General features: G+C 43.2%; 19 protein-coding genes. 18 read left to right on the plus strand and 1 reads right to left on the minus strand.

Annotation, left to right across the window (positions count from 1 at the left end):
- Positions 1 to 108: 108 nt before the first annotated feature.
- Positions 109 to 4,425: a PolC-type DNA polymerase III gene (locus tag WCV65_RS10080; protein ID WP_338781963.1), complete on the plus strand. Its 4,317-nt coding sequence runs from the start codon at positions 109 to 111 to the stop codon at positions 4,423 to 4,425.
- Between the two features lie 51 nt (positions 4,426 to 4,476).
- Here the strand turns inward: WCV65_RS10080 and WCV65_RS10085 are convergent, their stop codons facing one another.
- A complete protein-coding gene (locus WCV65_RS10085; protein WP_035411833.1) occupies positions 4,477 to 4,743 on the minus strand; it encodes a hypothetical protein in 267 nt (88 codons plus the stop codon).
- Between the two features lie 189 nt (positions 4,744 to 4,932).
- Here WCV65_RS10085 and rimP point away from each other — a divergent pair, with 189 nt between their 5' ends.
- The 17 genes from rimP (at position 4,933) to asd (ending at position 20,632) form a co-directional block, all read left to right on the plus strand.
- Positions 4,933 to 5,409, plus strand: coding sequence for a ribosome maturation factor RimP (gene rimP, locus WCV65_RS10090; protein ID WP_035411830.1), 477 nt, complete (start codon positions 4,933 to 4,935; stop codon positions 5,407 to 5,409).
- A gap of 74 nt (positions 5,410 to 5,483) precedes the next feature.
- On the plus strand, positions 5,484 to 6,593 hold the full coding sequence (gene nusA / locus WCV65_RS10095; RefSeq protein ID WP_035411827.1) for a transcription termination factor NusA: 1,110 nt from the start codon (positions 5,484 to 5,486) through the stop codon (positions 6,591 to 6,593).
- A gap of 12 nt (positions 6,594 to 6,605) precedes the next feature.
- Positions 6,606 to 6,881 (plus strand): YlxR family protein, encoded by a 276-nt coding sequence (locus tag WCV65_RS10100; protein ID WP_035411825.1) that lies wholly within the window; start codon positions 6,606 to 6,608, stop codon positions 6,879 to 6,881.
- Positions 6,878 to 7,180 (plus strand): YlxQ family RNA-binding protein, encoded by a 303-nt coding sequence (locus WCV65_RS10105; protein ID WP_035411821.1) that lies wholly within the window; start codon positions 6,878 to 6,880, stop codon positions 7,178 to 7,180. The genes WCV65_RS10100 and WCV65_RS10105 overlap by 4 nt, the downstream gene beginning before the upstream one ends.
- A gap of 19 nt (positions 7,181 to 7,199) precedes the next feature.
- Positions 7,200 to 9,431 (plus strand): translation initiation factor IF-2, encoded by a 2,232-nt coding sequence (infB, locus tag WCV65_RS10110; protein WP_035411818.1) that lies wholly within the window; start codon positions 7,200 to 7,202, stop codon positions 9,429 to 9,431.
- Positions 9,428 to 9,706, plus strand: a complete 279-nt coding sequence (locus WCV65_RS10115) for a DUF503 family protein (protein WP_035411816.1) — start codon at positions 9,428 to 9,430, stop codon at positions 9,704 to 9,706. The genes infB and WCV65_RS10115 overlap by 4 nt, the downstream gene beginning before the upstream one ends.
- Positions 9,707 to 9,721: 15 nt before the next feature.
- Complete coding sequence (gene rbfA / locus WCV65_RS10120; RefSeq protein ID WP_035411812.1) at positions 9,722 to 10,075, plus strand: 30S ribosome-binding factor RbfA; 354 nt, start codon at positions 9,722 to 9,724, stop codon at positions 10,073 to 10,075.
- 197 nt (positions 10,076 to 10,272) lie between these two features.
- Entirely contained in the window at positions 10,273 to 11,181 is a 909-nt protein-coding gene (gene truB, locus WCV65_RS10125) for a tRNA pseudouridine(55) synthase TruB (RefSeq protein ID WP_035411809.1), read from the plus strand.
- Between the two features lie 50 nt (positions 11,182 to 11,231).
- Positions 11,232 to 12,176: a bifunctional riboflavin kinase/FAD synthetase gene (gene ribF, locus WCV65_RS10130; protein ID WP_338781967.1), complete on the plus strand. Its 945-nt coding sequence runs from the start codon at positions 11,232 to 11,234 to the stop codon at positions 12,174 to 12,176.
- A 126-nt stretch (positions 12,177 to 12,302) separates the two neighbouring features.
- Entirely contained in the window at positions 12,303 to 12,572 is a 270-nt protein-coding gene (rpsO, locus tag WCV65_RS10135; protein ID WP_035411804.1) for a 30S ribosomal protein S15, read from the plus strand.
- A 247-nt stretch (positions 12,573 to 12,819) separates the two neighbouring features.
- Positions 12,820 to 14,931, plus strand: coding sequence for a polyribonucleotide nucleotidyltransferase (pnp, locus tag WCV65_RS10140; protein ID WP_035411801.1), 2,112 nt, complete (start codon positions 12,820 to 12,822; stop codon positions 14,929 to 14,931).
- A 122-nt stretch (positions 14,932 to 15,053) separates the two neighbouring features.
- The gene (locus tag WCV65_RS10145) at positions 15,054 to 16,019 is read left to right on the plus strand and encodes a polysaccharide deacetylase family protein (protein WP_338781969.1); all 966 of its coding nucleotides are present in this window, start codon (positions 15,054 to 15,056) and stop codon (positions 16,017 to 16,019) included.
- Positions 16,020 to 16,050: 31 nt separating this feature from the next.
- A complete protein-coding gene (locus WCV65_RS10150; protein WP_035411796.1) occupies positions 16,051 to 17,292 on the plus strand; it encodes a pitrilysin family protein in 1,242 nt (413 codons plus the stop codon).
- Between the two features lie 79 nt (positions 17,293 to 17,371).
- Positions 17,372 to 17,647: a YlmC/YmxH family sporulation protein gene (locus tag WCV65_RS10155; protein WP_035411793.1), complete on the plus strand. Its 276-nt coding sequence runs from the start codon at positions 17,372 to 17,374 to the stop codon at positions 17,645 to 17,647.
- A 313-nt stretch (positions 17,648 to 17,960) separates the two neighbouring features.
- Positions 17,961 to 18,863, plus strand: coding sequence for a dipicolinic acid synthetase subunit A (gene dpaA, locus WCV65_RS10160; protein WP_035411790.1), 903 nt, complete (start codon positions 17,961 to 17,963; stop codon positions 18,861 to 18,863).
- Positions 18,860 to 19,459, plus strand: a complete 600-nt coding sequence (gene dpaB, locus WCV65_RS10165) for a dipicolinate synthase subunit B (RefSeq protein ID WP_035411787.1) — start codon at positions 18,860 to 18,862, stop codon at positions 19,457 to 19,459. Before dpaA ends, dpaB begins: the two co-directional genes overlap by 4 nt.
- Before the next feature lie 129 nt (positions 19,460 to 19,588).
- A complete protein-coding gene (gene asd, locus WCV65_RS10170) occupies positions 19,589 to 20,632 on the plus strand; it encodes an aspartate-semialdehyde dehydrogenase (RefSeq protein ID WP_338781970.1) in 1,044 nt (347 codons plus the stop codon).
- Positions 20,633 to 20,650: the final 18 nt, after the last annotated feature.

A 20,650-nucleotide genomic window follows, 5' to 3' on the forward strand; every position in this document is an offset into this window, starting at 1 on the left:
CTGCCAGCTGCAATCAACATCCAGGTTTAATTGAGCTAAAAAGATAAAGAAGGGTTTGGCTGCCTAGCGGTCAGACCCTTCCATTTTGATAGGGAAGGAGCGGGAGACGTGGAAGAAATACAATCTGAACAGCGTAAGAGATTTCAGCTGCTGCTCCAGCAGCTTCAGCTAACGGATGATCAAATTGTCCCTTATTTTCAGCATGCTTCGATCGTGAAACTTACCGTCCATAAGCAGCAAAAAAGGTGGCATTTTAATTTTGAGCTTTCAACTATTTTACCTTTTGAAGTGTACCAGCTTTTTCATTCGAGTCTTGCTAAGGCATTCTCTCACATAGCATCCGTCACGTTTTCAATCAGTGTGCTAAATCCGGAAGCAAGTGAAGCGCTTCTTCAGGAATACTGGATGGCAAGTTTAAAAGAGATTGAGGGAATTTCACCTCCTGTTTTATCCCTTCTGTCCGAACAGATTCCAAAATTAACAGGAACGAAACTGATAATCTGCGCAAGAAATGATACAGAAGCCGCTACGATTAAAAGAAAATACACGTCTCTAATCCAGGAAAGTCTTCAATCTTTTGGTTTTCCGCTTTTTCAAGTCGATACGGATGTTACGTTTTCTGAAGCGGACCTTCAGAAATTCAATGAACAAAAGCTTCTTGAGGATCAGGAGCGCGCCCTTGCTGCCCTAACGGAGATGCAGAAGAAAGAGGAAGAGGACAAGGCAGGAGAAATTCCATCAGGTCCAATCGTCATCGGATATCAAATTAAAGACGATGAGGAAGTTGTTCCTATGGAAACGATTGTGGATGAAGAGAGAAGGACAACGATCCAAGGATACGTGTTTGATGCAGAAACAAAAGAATTGAGAAGCGGCCGGACTCTCGCTACGATAAAAATTACCGACTACTCGAGCTCAATGCTTGTCAAAATGTTTGCCCGCGATAAAGAAGATGCAGCGCTGCTGACTGCTATAAAAAAAGGTATGTGGATTAAAGCAAGAGGAAGTGTACAAAATGATACGTTTGTACGCGATCTTGTTATGATTGCCAATGATATTAATGAAGTCAAGCCTAAGCTGAGAATGGATACAGCGCCTGAGGATGAAAAACGGGTAGAGCTTCATCTTCATTCACCAATGAGTCAAATGGATGCGGTAACTTCTTTCAGCCGTCTTGCGGAACAAGCAGCTAAATGGGGACATAAAGCAATTGCAATAACTGATCATGCTGTAGCCCAATCCTTCCCGGAAGCCTATTCAGCAGGGAAAAAGCACGGTTTAAAAGTTCTGTTCGGTATTGAAGCCAATCTTGTTGATGATGGAGTGCCGATTGCATACAATGATGATCACCGCCTTCTTGAGGATGCTGTGTACGTCGTATTTGACGTTGAGACAACAGGATTATCAGCGGTATATGATACAGTTATCGAACTTGCAGCGGTGAAAATTAAAGGCGGTGAAATTATTGACCGCTTTGAACGATTTGCCAACCCTCATCATCCGCTGTCGGCTACGACCATCGAATTAACAGGAATAACCGATGACATGGTCAAGAATGCTCCTGAAGTAAAAGAGGTCATGCAGGAGTTTAAAGAGTGGGCTGGGAATGACATTCTCGTTGCCCATAATGCGAGCTTCGATATGGGATTTTTAAATGTAGCCTATACCCGGCTGCTCGGAGAGGATAAAGCAGCTAATCCTGTAATTGACACACTCGAACTTGGACGCTTCTTATATCCTGACCTCAAAAGCCACAGGCTGAATACGCTTTGCAAAAAGTTTGATATTGAATTGACCCAGCACCATAGAGCGATCTATGATGCGGAAGCGACTGGCTACTTAATGCTGAAAATGCTGAAAGATGCTGCAGAGAAGGGAATTCAATATCATGACCAATTAAACGATAATATGGGACAAGGGAACGCGTTTCAGCGCTCAAGGCCTTTCCATGCAACATTGATGGCAAAAGACGAGGTTGGGCTGAAAAATCTCTTTAAGCTTGTATCCTTATCTCACATTCAGTACTTTTACCGTGTACCGCGCATTCCAAGATCCGTCCTTCAGAAGCATCGTGAAGGCATACTCGTCGGATCAGGCTGTGACAAGGGAGAGGTCTTTGAAGGAATGATGCAGAAATCTCCAGAAGAAGTAGAGGAGACTGCTAAGTTCTACGATTACCTTGAAATCCAGCCTCCTGAAGTTTATCAGCATTTAATCGATTTGGAGTATGTCCGGGACAAAAAGGCATTGCACGAGATCATCACCAAAATAGCAGACCTTGGTGACAAGCTTGGAAAGCCGGTAGCAGCTACAGGCAATGTGCACTATATGAATCCTGAAGATAAAATTTACAGGAAAATCCTGGTCAGTTCCCAAGGTGGAGCGAATCCTCTCAACCGTCATGAACATCCCAATGTTCATTTTAGAACGACCAATGAAATGCTTGAATGCTTTTCCTTTATGGGAGAAGAAAGAGCCAAAAAAATTGTTGTGGAGAACCCTAACGCCGTTGCTGATATGATTGGGGACGTCAAGCCGATTAAAGATGACTTGTTTACGCCTAAAATTGAAGGGGCAGATGAGGAAATCAGGCAGATGAGCTACGAGATGGCTGAAAGCATTTATGGAACACCGCTGCCTGAGATCGTTGAAGCAAGACTTGAAAAAGAATTAAAAAGCATCATTGGCCACGGTTTTGCTGTCATCTATCTTATTTCACACAAATTGGTTAAAAAATCTCTTGATGACGGATACCTGGTAGGATCAAGGGGCTCAGTCGGATCCTCACTCGTCGCTACGATGACCGAAATTACCGAGGTTAATCCGCTGCCGCCGCATTACGTGTGTCCTGAGTGCAAACAATCTGAATTCTTCAATGATGGATCGGTCGGTTCAGGATTTGATCTTCCTGATAAAGATTGTGAAAAATGCGGTGCATCATACAAAAAAGATGGACATGATATTCCATTTGAAACGTTCCTGGGCTTTAAAGGAGATAAAGTACCCGATATCGATTTAAACTTCTCAGGTGAATATCAGCCGAGGGCGCATAACTATACAAAAGTGCTTTTCGGAGAAGATAATGTATTCCGGGCGGGAACAATTGGAACAGTTGCTGAAAAAACGGCATACGGCTACGTAAAAGGCTATGCGGGTGATCATAATCTGAACTTCAGGGGTGCAGAAATTGACCGTCTTGTGCAGGGCTGTACCGGGGTGAAAAGAACAACCGGACAGCATCCCGGGGGAATCATTGTTGTCCCGGACTATATGGATATTTTTGATTTCTCTCCTATTCAATTCCCGGCCGACGCAGCGGGATCTGAGTGGAAAACAACTCACTTTGATTTCCATTCTATTCATGATAATCTGCTCAAGCTTGATATCCTGGGTCATGATGATCCGACGGTTATTCGGATGCTGCAGGATCTAAGTGGAATCGACCCGAAAACAATCCCGACGGATGACCCGGAAGTGATGAAAATTTTCAGCGGCACTTCATCATTGGGTGTAACTGAGGAAGACATTATGTGCAAAACCGGTACACTTGGTATTCCTGAGTTTGGAACGAAATTTGTGCGCCAAATGCTTGAAGATACGAAACCGACGACATTCTCAGAGCTTGTTCAAATTTCCGGACTATCACATGGTACGGATGTATGGCTTGGAAATGCACAGGAGCTGATTCATAATAATATCTGCAACTTAAGCGAAGTAATCGGATGCCGTGATGATATTATGGTGTATTTAATTTATCAGGGGCTTGAGCCGTCATTTGCTTTCAAAATTATGGAGTCGGTCCGTAAAGGAAAAGGACTGACTCCGGATATGGAGGAAGAAATGAGAAAGAACAATGTACCCAAATGGTATATTGAATCATGCCTGAAAATCAAATACATGTTCCCGAAAGCCCATGCCGCCGCTTACGTTCTAATGGCTGTAAGGATTGCTTATTTCAAAGTTCATCACGCTCTCCTCTATTATGCTGCATACTTTACAGTTAGAGCTGATGATTTTGATGTGGATGCTATGGCCAGAGGAGCAGCTGCTATAAAAGCAAAGCTTGAAGAAATAAGTGCCAAGGGTCTTGAAGCAAGTCCAAAAGAGAAAAACCTTATGACGGTTATGGAGCTATGCCTCGAAATGTGTGCTAGAGGCTATGCTTTTCAAAAGGTGGATTTGTATAAATCGCATGCCAGTGAATTTGTAATTGAAGGGGAGACATTGATTCCTCCATTCAACGCAATTCCGGGACTTGGAACTAATGCTGCGCTGAATATTGTAAAAGCAAGGGAAGAGGGAGAATTCTTATCCAAAGAAGACCTTCAGCAAAGAGGCAGGGTTTCTAAAACCATTATTGAGTATTTGGATAACCATGGGTGCCTTGAAGCTCTTCCGGATCAAAATCAGCTATCCTTGTTTTAACTAAAAAGAGATAACAAGCGGATTCTTCCTTCATTTGCAATAAAATTCTGGTTATGGTATATTTTTATTGGAAATGCTGCAATAGCAGAGGCAAAGAGAGTGGGGCAACCCACTCTTTCGTTTTGGGTACAGGAACATTTGTTCCGGCTCATGCAATGCCAGGTTCATTTTCTCCTGCTGCAGTGTGTGTTTACTTATTGGTTGAACGACTCGACTCCCTGCTGTTATGGCAGGGTTTTTAAACAGCCGCTGAACTTGACCGAGCTGCAAATCAGCATCTGGAGTTTTCTGCATTTGCTGTCCTTTCATTCGCATCATTCCGCGGAAGCTCCTGCTGCAATAACGGACTCCGCTTTATTGCGTTAAAAACGTATGTTATTGAGCATTGATTATGTAAGGATACAGGAGTATACCTTCGCTCCACCCGAATTAATGATGAATGAACATGAGGGTGCGGCGCTTTGCACCGTTATTGTAAACTTTCCTGGAATTACAAGGAGGAAGAGAATGAGTAAAAAAGTCACAGATACAGTCAGCGAACTAGCCGTTCCAATCCTTGAAGAACTGGATCTGGAATTAGTTGATGTTGAGTACGTAAAAGAAGGAAAAAACTGGTTCCTTCGCGTATTTATTGATTCAGACAAAGGTGTAGATATTGAAGAATGCGGAATGGTGAGCGAGCGGTTAAGCGAGAAACTGGATGCAATTGACCCGATCACTCATAATTATTTTCTCGAGGTTTCTTCTCCCGGTGCAGAACGTCCTTTGAAAAAGGATGCTGACTTCCATAAAGCCGTTGGAAAAAACGTGAATGTGAAAACGTATGAACCGATAGGCGGGGAAAAAGTGTTCGAAGGCATTCTTCAATCCTTTGACGGAGAAAATGTAACTGTATTAATTACCGTTAAAACACGAAAAAAAGAAGTGGTCATTCCGTATGATAAAGTGGCCGCTGCAAGATTGGCAGTTTCTTTCAATTTTTAAGACCATTATGCTTTTATCCACTAACCGAACCGCTCCCAAACGGCCGGTGATGATTAAAGGGGGAAATAGGAAAAATGAGCAGTGAACTTTTAGATGCCCTTACCATACTTGAGAGAGAAAAAGGGATTAGCAAAGAAATTATTATTGAAGCAATTGAAGCCGCGTTAATATCTGCTTATAAACGGAATTTTAACCAGGCCCAAAATGTGCGTGTTGATTTAAACCGTGATACTGGGACTATGAGGGTATTTGCCCGTAAAGATGTAGTAGACCAGGTATTTGATGCACGATTGGAGATTTCTGAAGGCGAAGCGCAGGCCATTCATCCAAACTACATAGTAGGCGATATAGTTGAAATGGAAGTTACTCCGAAGGATTTTGGAAGAATTGCCGCACAGACTGCGAAGCAAGTGGTGACACAGCGCGTCAGAGAAGCAGAACGCGGAGTTATTTATTCCGAGTTCATTGACCGTGAAGAAGACATTATGACCGGAATCGTTCAGCGCATTGATTCCAAATTCATTTATGTTAGTCTTGGGAAAATCGAAGCTCTTCTGCCTGTTAACGAGCAGATGCCGAATGAACAATATAAACCTCATGACCGAATTAAGGTTTTCATCACAAAGGTTGAGAAAACAACAAAGGGTCCGCAGATTTTTGTTTCGAGGACACATCCGGGTCTGCTGAAGCGCCTGTTTGAAATCGAAGTACCGGAAATTTACGATGGAACAGTTGAAATTAAATCCGTAGCACGCGAAGCGGGAGACCGCTCCAAAATTTCTGTTCATTCGGAAAATCCGGAAGTGGATCCGGTTGGCTCATGTGTCGGACCTAAAGGGCAGCGTGTTCAGGCAATTGTGAATGAACTTAAAGGCGAGAAAATTGATATTGTCCGCTGGTCCAATGATCCGGTTGAATTTGTCGCCAATGCACTTAGTCCATCTAAAGTAGTTGAAGTAAAGGTGAACGAAGACGATAAAGCAACGACCGTTATCGTACCGGACTACCAGCTTTCCCTCGCAATCGGCAAGCGCGGTCAAAACGCAAGACTTGCTGCAAAGCTGACAAACTGGAAAATAGACATCAAAAGCGAAACCGATGCAGAAAAGCTTGGTTTGCTGAGTGAACCACAAAATACAGAAGAGGCTGACTACGAGTCTGCTGACGATTTTCAAGACGAGTAAGAGGTGAACCGGATGAACCCAGGAAGAAAAATTCCTTTACGCAAATGTGTAGCTACCGGTGAAATGAAACCGAAAAAGGAAATGGTCCGCGTGGTCCGTTCTTCTGAAGGTGATGTTTCTGTAGATGCTTCCGGCAGAAAGAACGGCAGAGGCGCTTATATTACATTGGATAAGGAATCTATTTTATTGGCCAAAAAAAAGAACATCCTATCCAATCAGCTTAAAACAAAAGTAGAGGATGCCATCTATGATGAGCTGATTCAGCTTGCCGAGAGCAAGCATTCATGAATCAGCAAAAATGGAAATCCCTGCTTGGATTGGCCAATCGGGCAAGAAAAGTCATTTCCGGTGAAGAGCTTGTGATTAAAGAAGTTCGTCAAAACCGGGCAAAATTGGTTCTGCTCTCAAAAGATGCATCCGACAATACCAGAAAAAAAGTGACGGATAAATGCCGCTCCTATAACACTCCGGTCGTACATGTAGAAAGCCGGTATGAGCTTGGACATGCAATCGGCAAGGATGCAAGAGTAGTAGTAGCAGTGACCGAACAGGGCTTTGCTGCGAAACTGAAGGACTTGCTCGATTAAATATCTTGGGGGTGAACACATGACAAAAGTGAGAGTATATGAATATGCAAAACAGCACAATGTGTCAAGTAAAGATGTCATTTCCGCATTAAAGGATATCAATGTTGAGGTTTCCAATCATATGGCAATGATCGAGGATGCTCATGTAGGGAAACTAAACCAGAAATTCGCTTCAAACAGCAAACCAAAAACTCAAGGATCGGCTCCTAAATCAGCCGGGAAGGGGAATGCAGCCATTAATTCTCAATCAAGCGGCGATCAATCTGCCTCAGTCAAAAAAACATCAACCACTACTAATAATCAAAGCCGTCCTTCTTCCGACCAGAGGAAAAACTCCCAGCAGCGCCCAGGGGATAAAAAGGGACCGCAGAGCGGAAGGAATAACAGCATGAACCAAAACAGAAGAAATAATAACAACAGCAGCCAGAAAAAAGGCGGAAACAGAAACAATCATCAGCGCACACAAGCACCTCAAGCAGAAAGACCTAAAAAAGAGCTGCCAAGCAAAATTACATTCACAGGGTCATTAACTGTTGGAGAGCTTGCTCAAAAACTATACAAAGAACCTTCAGAAATCATCAAAAAACTTTTGATGCTTGGTGTTATGGCTACAATCAACCAGGATCTTGACAAAGATACCATCGAACTGATTGCAGGGGAATACGGAGTTGAAGTGGAAGAGGAAATTCACTTCGATGTAACAGAATTTGAAGGATACGATCAAGTCGATAAAGAAGAGGATCATCAAATTCGTCCGCCGGTTGTTACGATCATGGGACACGTTGACCATGGTAAAACAACGCTTCTTGATTCCATCCGCAATACAAAAGTAACAGCAGGCGAAGCCGGCGGAATTACGCAGCACATCGGTGCTTATCAAATTGAAACAAACGGCAAAAAAATTACCTTCCTTGATACTCCAGGGCATGCTGCCTTCACAACGATGCGTGCGCGCGGAGCTCAAGTAACGGATATTACCATTCTCGTTGTTGCAGCAGATGACGGGGTTATGCCTCAAACGGTTGAAGCGATCAATCATGCTAAAGCAGCAGAGGTTCCGATTATCGTTGCCGTTAATAAAATGGATAAACCAAGTGCCAATCCTGACCGCGTGATGCAGGAATTAACGGAGCACGGTCTCGTTCCTGAAAGCTGGGGTGGAGAAACCATCTTCGTTCCTGTTTCCGCTCTTAAGGGAGATGGAATTGATGACTTGCTTGAAATGATCCTCCTTGTCAGTGAGGTAGAGGAATTAAAAGCGAACCCTAAGCTTCGTGCGACTGGTACCGTTATTGAAGCACAGCTGGATAAAGGACGCGGATCGGTTGCAACCCTCCTAGTTCAAAATGGTTCATTAAAAGTTGGGGATCCTATCGTTGTCGGAAATACATTCGGGCGTGTACGTGCAATGGTCAATGACCTTGGCCGCCGTGTGAAAGAAGTAGGTCCGTCTGCACCGGTTGAAATCACCGGACTGAATGAAGTGCCGCAAGCAGGCGATCAGTTTATGGTATTTGCTGACGAGAAAAAGGCACGCCAGGTTGGTGAAGCCCGCTCGCAAAAACAGCAGGTTGAACAGCGCAGCGAAAAATCCAAGCTTAGCCTGGATGATTTGTTTGAACAAATTAAACAAGGCGATGTAAAGGATATTAATCTGATTGTTAAGGCCGATGTTCAAGGATCTGTTGAAGCACTTGCTTCTGCTTTGCAGAAAATTGAAGTGGAAGGCGTTAAAGTTAAAATCATTCACACAGGCGTTGGAGCGATTACTGAGTATGATATTATGCTTGCATCTGCTTCAAACGGAATTGTAATTGGGTTTAATGTGCGTCCTGATGCTAATGCTAAGAGAGCGGCAGATGCTGAGAAAGTCGATATTCGCCTGCACCGCATCATCTATAAAGTAATTGAGGAAATTGAATCCGCAATGAAAGGAATGCTTGATCCTGAATTCGAGGAAAAAATTATCGGTCAGGTTGAAGTGCGCCAAACATTCAAAGTTTCCAAAATCGGTACAATTGCCGGCGGTTATGTAACCGACGGAAAAATCACCCGTGACAGCGGCATGCGCCTGATACGCGAAGGCATTGTCATTTTTGAAGGTACAGTAGATGTGCTGAAACGCTTTAAAGATGATGTGAAGGAAGTTGCTCAAGGCTATGAGTGCGGAATTACCATTAAAGGCTATAATGACATCAAAGAAGGCGACGTGATTGAAGCCTACGTCATGCAGGAAATCGAGCGCAAGTGATCGGATTTGTCCACTGTGAATGGATGATTCATGACTCCTTTTCCCTTAAGGACAAACGGTCTGTAATGAAACGCATTTTAACCCGGGTTAAGCAGCAATATAATGTTGCCGTTTCCGAGTTGGATTATCAGGATTCCTGGCAAAGAGCCAAAATCGGCATTGTAGCCATTTCTTCTGATAAAACCCATACGGAAAAGGAGCTGAACAGGGTTCTTGCCTTTATCGACTCCTTTCCGGAAATAGAAAGAACCTTAACCGTGTATGAATGGTTATAAGGATGGAGTGATTATATGAGTATCAGATCAACCCGTGTCGGTGAGCAAATGAAAAAAGAATTGAGCGACATCATCGGCCGTAAAATAAAAGATCCAAGAATCGGGTTTGTTACCGTAACAGACGTCCGGGTAACCGGGGATCTGCAAATAGCTAAAGTTTATATCTCTGTTTTAGGTGATGAAGAACAGCGTGAAAATACGCTGAAAGGCCTGGCGACGGCTAAGGGCTTTATCCGGTCTGAAATCGGACAGCGGATCCGCTTAAGAAAAACACCTGAAATTCAGTTTGAGTTCGATGAATCCATTGATTATGGAAATCGTATTGAGACGTTGATCCACGAAATCAATCATTCCGATAAGGAAGATTGACCGGAAAAGGATGGCCTGCACGGAATTCTTTCCTCTCTGCGAACATGGAGGCACAGTGCTGTGCCTCCTGCAGGGCAGGAAAGGCTGTGCGAAGGGCCGTTCTTTTTTATTAGGAGCGGAAACGGAAACACTTCCAATGTAAATTCATGCAGCAAAGGCTGAAATAAAGCTTTAATAACCTAGAAAGCAGGTGCGATATGGATGGCGTATTACTGGTGCGCAAGCCGGCCGGATTAACTTCCCATGATTGTGTTTATAAAGCCAGAAAACTGTTCAAGACAAAGAAAGCAGGCCATACAGGCACGCTTGATCCGGATGTTACCGGGGTTCTGCCGATTTGCATGGGCAGAGCGACTAAAATTGTTGAATATTTAACTGCTTCAAGCAAAACGTACGAAGCAGAGGTAACACTCGGTTTTTCAACAACTACTGAGGATGCTTCAGGAGAAGTCGTGCAAAAGGCTGCAGTAGATGAGAAGCCGGAGGATAAATTGATCGATGATCTTCTGACAGAATTTATTGGAGAAATTGAACAAATACCCCCTATGTATTCTGCAGTTAAAATAAATGGGAAGAAATTATATGAATATGCAAGAAAGGGAATTGAGGTGGAGCGTCCATCCCGATTGATCACCATCCACTCTATTGAAAGAATATCTCCAATCAGACAGCAAAATTCAACTGTATCCTTCCGATTCAGAGTGCATTGCTCCAAAGGCACGTATGTACGGACTCTTGCTGTAATGATTGGCGAAAAGCTCGGTTTACCCGCACACATGTCTGAGCTGATCCGAACGGCCTCAGGCCGATTCACTCTGGATCAATGCTTAACCTTTGATGAAATTGAGCAAAAACTTGCTAATGAAACACTCCAGTTAATCCCGATCTCAGAGGCGCTTAATCATTTGCCGAAATGGGTGATAAATGATACATTAGCAGAGAAAGTGAAACATGGAGCAGTATTGCCGGTGCCTGAAGGCCATCAGGATATTGATTCTGACACGAGGGTGGCTGTTTATGATGAACAAGGTGTTTGTCTGGCGATTTATCAGAAGCACCCTGAAAAACCCTCCTTTAAGCCGGCAAAAGTACTTTTTATTGACTAATTCATTTGATAGCCGGAGCTTTCGGCTTATAAGAAAAGGTGAAGGATTTCGTGCAAACGTTCAAGATCTCGCATCCGCATCAAATAAATAAATCAGAAATAAGCGAAACGGTTCTTGCCCTTGGTTACTTTGATGGAGTACATAAAGGCCATCAGGCGGTCATTCAGACAGCTCGCGAAAAGGCGGAAGAAAAAGGCATTAAATGGGGCGTCATGACATTTCATCCCCATCCTTCCATTGTCCTGAGAAAGCAGCAGGTTCCTGAAGCGATAACTCCATTAGAAGATAAGGTTGAGATGATTGAAAAACTTGGCGCAGATTACCTGTTTATTGTGGAATTCTCAGAAGCATTTTCAGCGCTTGAGCCTCAGGAATTTATTGATCAGTATATAATCGGACTTAATGTGCAGCATGTTGTAGCAGGTTTTGATTTCAGCTACGGCAAGCTCGGAAAGGGCACTATGGAGTCAATGCCCTTTCATTCCAGAGGACAATTTGAGCAGACAACTGTACCAAAGCTAAAGGATTTTGACAGGAAAATCAGTTCAACCTTGATCCGTGAAGTAATTAGGAACGGGAATGTTGAATATGCTTCAAAATTGCTTGGCAGAGCCTATTCGGGTAAAGGAACAGTGATTCATGGGGAGAAGCGGGGCAGGACGATTGGATTCCCTACGGCCAATATAAGCCTGCAGGAGGGATATATTACTCCTCCAACGGGGGTTTACGCGGTATCTGTAAGAGTTGACGGACAGCTTTCCAATGGTGTTTGCAACATCGGATACAAACCGACTTTTCATGATGAAAAATTCCCCAAACCCAGTGTAGAGGTTCATATCTTTGATTTCAGTAAAGAAATTTACGGTGAACATGCAGAGATTTATTGGTACAAACGATTAAGAAGCGAGCAAAAATTCAGCTCTGTTCAGGAATTAATCGAACAAATTGCTAAAGATAAGCAGGCAGCTGAAGAATATTTTTATATGCAGTCGTAATCCGCTTGCTTTTTATCCTAAATAGTAGTATTCTTATGCTTGTAACTTTTAAACCATTGCTCGGCAAGTCGAGTCACCGACGCTTGCTCGGTAATTGGGGATTATAGAAATTAGGAGGTGAACAGGATGGCTATCACACAAGAACGCAAAAATGATCTGATCAATGAGTACAGAACTCATGATACGGATACTGGATCTCCAGAGGTCCAAATTGCTATCCTTACTGAACAGATTAACACTTTGAACGATCACTTGCGCACACACAAAAAGGACCACCACTCACGTCGCGGTCTATTGAAAATGGTAGGGAAACGCCGTAACTTGCTAACTTACCTGCGTAATAAAGATGTAACTCGTTACCGCGAGTTAATCACAAAGCTGGGATTACGTCGTTAATCTCGAAAAAGCGGGAGCATTCCCGCTTTTTTAATGCAACTGAAAGAAAAGGAAGCGCAGAGGAAGAGCTCATTCACATGCGGCCTGCCGCAATGCTGAAACTGTCCTCCTGCGTCTTTCCGATTCTTTTTGTATACAGCTATTTACATATAGACGTATCATTGATATGTTCATATTAATTAGTCCATACTAATAAATAATGTATATTTCATACATATGAAGAGTTTAGAGAGGAGCACACGCATTTATGGGTCAAGATAAGCATGTCTTTTCCATTGATTGGGCAGGCAGAACATTAACTGTTGAAGCTGGCCAGCTAGCAAAGCAAGCAAACGGTGCGGTTCTCATTCGTTACGGTGATACCGCTGTTCTAAGTACAGCGACTGCTTCAAAAGAGCCGAAAGCGGTTGATTTCTTTCCGCTGACTGTTAACTACGAAGAGCGTTTATATGCAGTAGGTAAAATTCCCGGAGGATTCATTAAAAGGGAAGGAAGACCGAGCGAAAAAGCGATTTTGGCAAGCCGTCTGATTGACCGTCCAATACGCCCTCTTTTTGCAGATGGATTCAGAAATGATGTACAAGTTATCAGTATTGTGATGAGTGTAGATCAAAACTGTTCCTCTGAAATGGCTGCCATGTTCGGTTCATCTTTAGCTCTTACGATTTCTGACATTCCATTTGAAGGCCCGATCGCCGGTGTAACAGTTGGACGGATTGATAATGAATTTATCGTAAATCCAACAGTTGATCAAATGGAAAAAAGCGATATCAACCTTGTTGTAGCTGGAACGAAGGATGCAATCAACATGGTTGAAGCAGGAGCAGATGAAGTGCCTGAGGAAACAATGCTTGAAGCCATTATGTTCGGTCATGAGGAAATCAAGCGTCTCATTGCTTTCCAAGAGGAAATTGCCTCTCAAATCGCGAAAGAAAAAGTTGAGATCCAGCTTTATTCTCATGATGCAGACATTGAAAGAAGCATTCGCGAAGCTGCAGAAGCAGATATGATTCAAGCGATTCAGGTTCAGGAAAAGCATGCCCGCGAAGAAGCAATCCAAACCGTTAAAAAACGGGTAATGGAGAGCTACAAAGAGCAGGACGCTGATGAAGAAACGCTTAAACAGGCAAGTGAAATTCTTTCTAAAATGGTAAAAGGCGAAGTCCGCCGTTTAATTACAGAGGAAAAAATCCGCCCGGATGGTCGCAAACCAGATGAAATCCGACCGCTGTCATCAAGCACCGGACTGCTGTCAAGAACTCATGGTTCCGGACTATTCACCCGCGGACAGACTCAGGCGCTGAGCATCTGTACGCTTGGAGCATTAGGCGATGTTCAAATTCTTGATGGTTTGGGAATTGAAGAGTCTAAACGTTTTATGCATCACTATAACTTCCCATCCTTCTCTGTAGGCGAAACTAGGCCGCTAAGAGGGCCGGGACGCCGTGAAATTGGACATGGAGCGCTTGGTGAACGTGCGCTTGAACCGATTATTCCGTCCGAAAAGGATTTCCCTTATACAATCCGTTTAGTTTCTGAAGTGCTTGAGTCAAATGGATCAACTTCCCAGGCAAGCATCTGTGCAAGTACACTTGCCATGATGGATGCCGGTGTTCCAATCAAGGCTCCGGTTGCAGGTATTGCAATGGGACTGGTTAAATCCGGAGAACATTACTCTGTCCTGACAGATATTCAGGGAATGGAAGATCACCTTGGAGACATGGACTTTAAGGTAGCTGGTACGTCAAAAGGAGTAACAGCTCTGCAAATGGATATTAAAATTGAAGGATTATCTCGTGAAATCCTTGAAGAAGCTCTTCTTCAGGCTAAAAAGGGAAGAATGGAAATTCTTGATTCTATGCTTGCAACGATTAGCGAACCAAGAAAAGAACTATCTCCTTATGCGCCTAAGATTTTGATGATGTCCATCAACCCGGACAAAATCCGCGATGTCATTGGGCCGAGCGGTAAACAAATCAACAAAATCATTGAAGAGACTGGCGTTAAAATTGACATTGAGCAAGACGGTACAGTCTTCATTTCATCTGTAGACGAGGCAATGAATCAAAAAGCGAAGAGCATTATTGAGGATCTTGTCCGTGAAGTTGAAGTTGGACAAATGTATCTTGGTAAGGTTAAGCGCATTGAAAAATTTGGTGCTTTCGTAGAAATATTCAGTGGAAAAGACGGTCTTGTTCATATTTCCGAGCTAGCTGAAGAGCGAATCGGCAAAGTAGAAGACGTGGTTTCCATTGGAGATGAGATTTTGGTCAAGGTCACTGAAATTGACAAACAGGGCCGAGTCAATCTTTCGCGAAAAGCTGTCCTCAAGGAACAAAAAGAGGAACAAAATTCGTAAACCATTGAAGCCAGGCTGCCCTGGCTTCTTTGTCTATTTACCGGAAAATACCGGACATTCTGAACACCCTGTTCTACCTTGTCCCCTTTTTACATAGTTTGATACAAAAGGGGGAAAGGTAAATGCGGGGAATCAGAATGAAATTTGCAGTTACGATTTTGCTCATGGTGATCACTGCCGGAGTGATGCAAAATTCTTATATATCCAGTTACGTCGTGGAATTAAAGTCTTCAGATTTGCAGGCCTCTAAGTCAGTGGACGGAATTTGTGAAGAAATTGAAACAAGGGCAATTGAATTCAATGTTCCTGCAAAAAATGCTGAAATACATACCATTTGGAAAGCGACCCCTGGCTACAATGGACGCCAAGTCGATCTAACCGCATCCTGCGCTAAAATGAAGGAAATCGGAATGTTCAAAAAAGAGCTGCTGGTTTTTAAAGAGATTGCTCCAAGCATTCATCTTTCTGATTTGCCTCCATCTCCAATATATAGAGGGAACCCGGCTAAGCCAATGGCTTCTCTTCTTATTAATGTGGCCTGGGGCAATGAATACCTTCCTGAAATGCTTGATACACTGGAAAAGCAACATGTGAAGGCGACTTTTTTTCTGGAAGGCAGATGGGCAAAAGAAAATCCTAAGCTTGCTAAAATGATCTCCGAAGCCGGTCACGAAATAGGAAACCATTCCTATACTCATCCCGACATGAAAAGACTTTCTTCTGAAAGCGCAAAAGTACAGCTGCAGCAAACAAACGAGGTTATTGAAGCGTTAACAGACATAAAAACGAAATGGTTTGCTCCTCCAAGCGGAAGTTATAGCGATGAGACAGTTCGAATCGCTTCAACGATGGGGATGAGAACCATTTTATGGAGTGTAGATACAATTGACTGGCAAAACCCTGCACCTGAGCAGCTGATTCAGCGAGTGATGAAGAAGGTTCATCCCGGTGCCATGATTTTAATGCATCCGACAAAGTCATCAGCTGATGCATTAGATCAGCTGATTGTGCAGATAAAAGGAAAGAACCTTTCTTTAGGAACTGTAACGGATTTAATGGATGAATCCAGGTCAGAACAGCCGCTTTAATCAGCACAGGCGCAGATAGGAGGAACATACATTGATTAAAAGGTATACGTGCCAAAATGGAGTAAGAATTGTGCTTGAGAACATACCAACTGTCCGATCTGTAGCACTGGGTGTCTGGATCGGAACAGGTTCTAGAAGCGAAACCCCTGAAATAAATGGGGTGTCGCATTTTCTTGAACATATGTTTTTTAAAGGAACAGAAACAAGATCTGCCCGGGATATAGCGGAGGCTTTTGACAGCATTGGCGGACAGGTAAATGCGTTTACGTCAAAAGAATACACATGCTACTATGCCAAGGTGCTTGATGAGCACGCGGGAATGGCTCTTGATATTTTGTCTGATATGTTTTTCAATTCAGCCTTTGATGAGGAAGAGTTGAAGAAAGAGAAGAATGTTGTATTCGAAGAGATCAAGATGTATGAGGATACGCCGGATGATCTTGTGCATGATTTGCTTAGCAAGGCTGCCTATGGCAGTCATCCGCTTGGGTATCCGATTCTTGGAACAGAAGAAACGTTATCTTCTTTTAATGGCGACTCTTTAAGAGACTATATGTCACGCTTTTATATTCCTGAAAATGTCGTCATTTCGGTTGCAGGTAATATTAGCGAAGCTTTTATAGAAGAAATTGAAAAGAAATTCGGTTCCTATACCTCCTCCTATAAACAGGAGGCGTTTGAGAAACCAGGTTTCCTAAATCAAAAACTCTCCCGCAAAAAAGAAACAGAGCAGGCACATCTATGTCTTGGCTATGAAGGCCTCGAAATCGGACATGAAGATGTTTACAGTCTGATTGTTATGAATAATGTGCTTGGAGGGAGCATGAGCAGCCGCCTATTCCAGGACGTAAGAGAGCAGAAGGGTCTGGCCTATTCTGTATTCTCGTATCATTCCTCCTATGCAGACAATGGAATGCTGACCATTTATGGAGGGACTGGAAGCAGCCAGCTTGAGGTTTTGTATGAAACAATTCAGGAAACGCTGAACAAGCTGAAAGCAGAAGGTATTACAGCGAAAGAGCTCTTGAACAGCAAAGAGCAAATTAAAGGAAATTTGATGCTCAGCCTTGAAAGCACAAATAGCCGCATGAGCCGAAACGGCAAAAATGAATTGCTTCTCGGAAGACACCGTACTCTTGATGAAATGATTGAAAAGGTAAATGAAGTGACTGAAGAAAGTGTAAACAGGCTCACTCTTGATATTTTCAGCAAACCTTATTCCCTTTCATTGATTAGTCCCGAGGGCGAGCTTCCGGAAAGCCTCCTAAAATAATTTTCAAAAAAATGCCTGCCCTATGTGCAGGCATTTTTTTTATTAAGACCGCATTATATAGAATAAGGAGTGGTGGAAAATGAGACTGAGCGATATGAGCGGCAAAGAAATTGTGGATGTGAAAAGAGCAGAGAGACTGGGTATTCTCGGCCAAACAGATTTAGAAATCAATGAACAGACAGGCCAAATTACAGCCCTTGTCATTCCGTCTCAAAAGTGGTTCGGAATGCGGAAGCAGGGAGCAGAAGTAAAGGTGCCATGGCAGCATATCCGTAAGATCGGAAATGATATGATTATCCTGGATGTTCCGGATTCGGAAATAGCCCAACTGAATTTAAATGCTCCAGGCGAATGACCATGTCTTCGCTTTTTTTTGTGTGAAAATATTTATTTTGCTCTTCATCCACCCCTTTTTATATATGCAGCGACTTTAAAGACTGTAAGAAAGATGTTGTTTTGAAAATAAAACAAAAAATGAAAGCGGCTGCCTCCAATCATCAATGCAGGTTATTCCGATTGCAAGGAAACATTCACCCGGCACCTGCCATTCTCATATAATGTGAGCGAAAGTCTTTTGATCGCTGTTTAAATAAAAATACTGTTTAACAAGACTCCATTAACGGCAAGAAATTCAATCCAGAACGAGATGAAGAAGGTGACTAGACCTTATGTTAACCGGCTTAAATATTGCTGTCATCGGCGGAGATGCAAGACAGCTTGAAGTCATAAGAAAACTGACCGAATTGGGAGCGAAAATCTGGATGGCAGGGTTTGATCAGCTTGATCATGGGTTCGCAGGAGCTGCTAAAGCGAAGATGAACGAAATTGATTTTTCTGTGATCCATGCCATCATTCTCCCTGTACCAGGGACGACGATAAACGGTACAATTGATACCGTTTTTTCGAACGAAGAAATTATCATCAGCGAGGAATGGCTGAGCAAAACACCTAAGAATGCTGTCATCTATTCAGGCATTAGCAATGCCTTTCTGGATCAGATTCTTAAATCTGCGAATCGAAAACACGTCCAGCTCCTGGAAAGAGATGATGTGGCGATTTATAATTCGATCCCGACTGTTGAGGGGACAATTATGATGGTTATTCAAAACACGGATTTTACCATTCACGGGTCCAATGTGAGCGTCCTTGGTCTGGGGAGAGTCGGTATGAGCGTTGCCCGCACCTTTGCTGCTCTTGGTGCAAAAGTGAAAGTTGGTGCAAGGAAATCGTCCCATCTCGCCCGTATTGAAGAAATGGGATTGACCTCTTTTCACTTGGATCACATTGTGAAGGAGGCATCCGGATCAGACATTTGCATTAACACAATTCCCCACATGATTTTAACTCCGGCTGTACTATCGGAATTGCCTTCGCATGCACTTGTTATTGATTTAGCCTCCAAGCCCGGAGGGACAGATTTTAAATTTGCCGAAAAACGCGGGATCAAAGCCATGCTTGCTCCGGGTCTGCCGGGAATCGTAGCTCCAAAAACAGCGGGACAAATTTTGGCAAATGTGCTCACGCAGCTCCTTGGCGAGCAATTATTAGAAGGAAAGGAGTCCTCCTCATGAATGTAAAAGGAAAAACGATCGGTTTTGGTTTAACTGGATCTCATTGCACGTATGACGCTGTCTTTCCAGAGATTCAAAAACTTGTGGAACTGGGAGCGAACGTGCTTCCTGTTATCACAAACACGGTAAAATCTACGATTACCAGATTCGGAGATGGAGAAGACTGGGTGCGAAGAATTGAGGAAGCAACCGGAAATGAAGCGATTGATACAATCGTAAAGGCCGAACCGCTTGGACCGAAAATTCCGCTTGACTGTATGGTTGTTGCTCCTTTAACAGGCAATACGATGAGCAAGCTTGCAAATGCAATGACAGAATCCCCTGTACTTATGGCAGCGAAAGCAACGATGAGAAATAACAAACCAGTCCTTCTTGGGATCTCAACGAACGATGCACTTGGCTTGAATGGTGTAAATTTAATGAGGTTAATGGGAGCGAAAAATGTCTTTTTTATTCCATTCGGCCAGGATAACCCTGAGAAAAAACCGAATTCCATGGTAGCCAGAATGCATATGCTGGTTCCATCTTTGGAAGCAGCTCTCGAGCATAAGCAAATACAGCCGGTTGTTGTTGAAAGATTCAGAGACGAAGAATAGGAATGAACTCCAGCAGAAGGGTAAAAAAAATCGTTCATGAGAACACCAATGTGTTAGAATATTATCTAACATCAATTGTACATGAACCGGTAGTAGTTGATGAATGGATTGCGGAAGGGGTTATGGCAAATGAGCTCAAATGGATATCGTGTTGCAGTCACGGGCGCAACAGGTGCCGTAGGCCAGCAGATGCTGAAAACGCTGGAGGAACGAAATTTTCCTATTTCTGAATTAAAATTGCTGTCGTCTGAACGATCGGCGGGCACAACCATTACGTTTAAAGGCAAATCCTATACAGTAGAAGCGGCTAAGCCGGAAAGCTTTGAAAATATTCAAATCGCGCTTTTTAGTGCAGGGGGCAGCGTATCAAAGAAATTAGCTCCTGAGGCAGTAAAAAGAGGGGCAATCGTTGTAGATAATACAAGTGCTTACCGCATGGATCCGAACGTACCGCTCGTTGTTCCTGAAGTCAATGAGGAGAGCCTGAAAAATCATCAGGGCATTATCGCCAATCCAAACTGTTCTACTATACAGATGGCTGCCGCACTTGAGCCAATCCGTAAAGCGTACGGATTGAGCAAAGTGATTGTATCTACCTATCAGGCCGTATCAGGTGCAGGGGCAGCTGCAATCAATGAACTGAATGATCAAACACGTGCTATATTGGACGGCAAGGAATACACGCCATCCATTCTTCCTGTTAAGGGAGATAAAAAGCACTATCAAATCGCATACAACGCCATTCCTCAAATTGATAAATTTCAGGAGAACGGCTATACATTTGAAGAAATGAAAATGATCAATGAAACGAAAAAAATTATGAATATGCCTGAGCTTGCGGTAGCTGCAACTTGTGTGCGGCTTCCTGTTGTGACAGGCCATTCTGAATCTGTATACATTGAAATCGGCAAAGATGATGTATCTGTGGCCGATCTGCATCATTTGCTCCTTGAAGCACCAGGAATAACGCTTGAAGATAACCCGGCTGAACAGATTTATCCGATGCCTGCCAATTGTGTTGGCAAAAATGATGTATTCGTAGGCAGAGTCCGAAAAGACCTGGATCAGAAAAATGGCTTTCACCTATGGATTGTTTCTGATAACCTTCTTAAAGGTGCGGCATGGAATTCCGTTCAAATTGCGGAAAGTCTTATTAAGCTTAAGCTTGTGTAATGGATAAGGAAGAGAGCT

Origin of the sequence: Metabacillus sp. FJAT-52054, assembly GCF_037201815.1 — a bacterium.
In the GTDB taxonomy this organism is placed as follows: domain Bacteria; phylum Bacillota; class Bacilli; order Bacillales; family Bacillaceae; genus Metabacillus_B; species Metabacillus_B sediminis.